Below are 1,473 nucleotides of genomic sequence, written 5' to 3' on the forward strand. Positions count from 1 at the left end.
GCCAATGGGCGGCGATGCCATTGTTGGCCATCTCTTCCATTTCACGGGTGCGGATCTGGATCTCGATCGGTACACCGTGCATGCCGAACAGCGTGGTATGCAGCGACTGGTAGCCGTTGGCCTTGGGGATCGCGATGTAATCCTTGAAGCGCCCCGGCAACGGTTTGTACAAATTATGCACAGCACCCAGCACGCGGTAGCAAGTATCGACCTTGTCGACGATGATCCGGAACGCGTAGACGTCCATGATCTCGTTGAAGGCCCGACGCTTGCCGCGCATTTTTTTGTAGATGCCATAGAGGTGTTTCTGACGACCGCTGACCTCACCCTGGATGCCGTCGATGGCCAGGCAGTGGCTGAGGGACTCTTCGATCTTGTTGACGATTTCCTTGCGGTTGCCCCGGGCGCGTTTGACCGCCTGGTTGATCCGCGCGGAACGCATCGGGTGCATGGCCTTGAAGCCGAGGTCTTCGAATTCTATGCGGATGGCGTGCATGCCCAGCCGGTTGGCGATGGGCGCATAGATTTCCAGGGTTTCCTTGGCGATCCGCCGGCGTTTTTCGCCGGACAGCACTTCCAGGGTACGCATGTTGTGCAGGCGGTCGGCCAGCTTGACCAGGATCACGCGAATGTCGCGCGCCATGGCCATGGCCATTTTCTGGAAGTTTTCGGCCTGGGCTTCGGCTTTGGTCTCGAAGTTCATCTGGGTCAGTTTGCTGACCCCGTCGACCAGTTCGGCCACGGTTTCGCCGAACTGCGCTTGCAGCGCTTCCTTGGCAATACCGGTGTCTTCGATCACGTCATGCAGCATTGCAGCCATCAAGCTTTGATGGTCCATGTGCATGTCGGCAAGAATATTCGCCACCGCAAGAGGATGCGTGACGTACGCCTCACCGCTGCGGCGGCGTTGACCGTCGTGGGCTTGTTCGGCGTAGAAGTACGCTCGGCGGACCAGGTTGACCTGGTCCTTGCCGAGGTAGGTCGATAAGCGATCGGCGAGGGCGTCTATGCTCGGCATGATAATTCCTGCCGTTTGCTATGACCCCGCGCCGTGCTACGTCGACCAGGCATGGCTTATACTGCCTCGTTGGACTCGTCCTCGAACGCTGCGAACAGCGGTTCGTCTTCGACGATTTCAGCGTTGGCGATGAACTCGTAGCTCATCAGGCCTTCAGCGATTTCACGCAGCGCTACAACTGTAGGCTTGTCGTTTTCCCACTGAACCAGGGGCTCTTTGCCACCAGTGGCCAGTTGACGGGCACGCTTGGTAGAGAGCATGACCAGCTCAAAGCGGTTTTCCACGTGTTCTAGGCAGTCTTCAACGGTTACGCGGGCCATGGTATTCCTCGGAGCGAATGCAATATGCGCGCTGCCCGGTTGGGCGAGCGGACTCAACAGTTTAAAAAATCACCAGCGATTAGGGAAGCGCTGATTTTTTGACCAGGCTCTTCAACGCGCTATAAGCACCAATGT

General features: G+C 57.7%; 2 protein-coding genes. Both read right to left on the bottom strand.

Annotation, left to right across the window (positions count from 1 at the left end; genetic code table 11):
- The coding region (locus AC1DLB_RS29765) for a RelA/SpoT family protein (protein WP_477786260.1) at positions 1–1,018 on the bottom strand (1,018 nt) is incomplete at its 3' end.
- A gap of 56 nt (positions 1,019–1,074) precedes the next feature.
- The gene (rpoZ, locus tag AC1DLB_RS29770) at positions 1,075–1,338 is read right to left on the bottom strand and encodes a DNA-directed RNA polymerase subunit omega (RefSeq protein ID WP_003177259.1); all 264 of its coding nucleotides are present in this window, start codon (positions 1,336–1,338) and stop codon (positions 1,075–1,077) included.
- Between the last annotated feature and the right edge of the window lie 135 nt (positions 1,339–1,473).

The sequence above is a fragment of the Pseudomonas sp. 05N434 genome, from assembly GCF_056396965.1.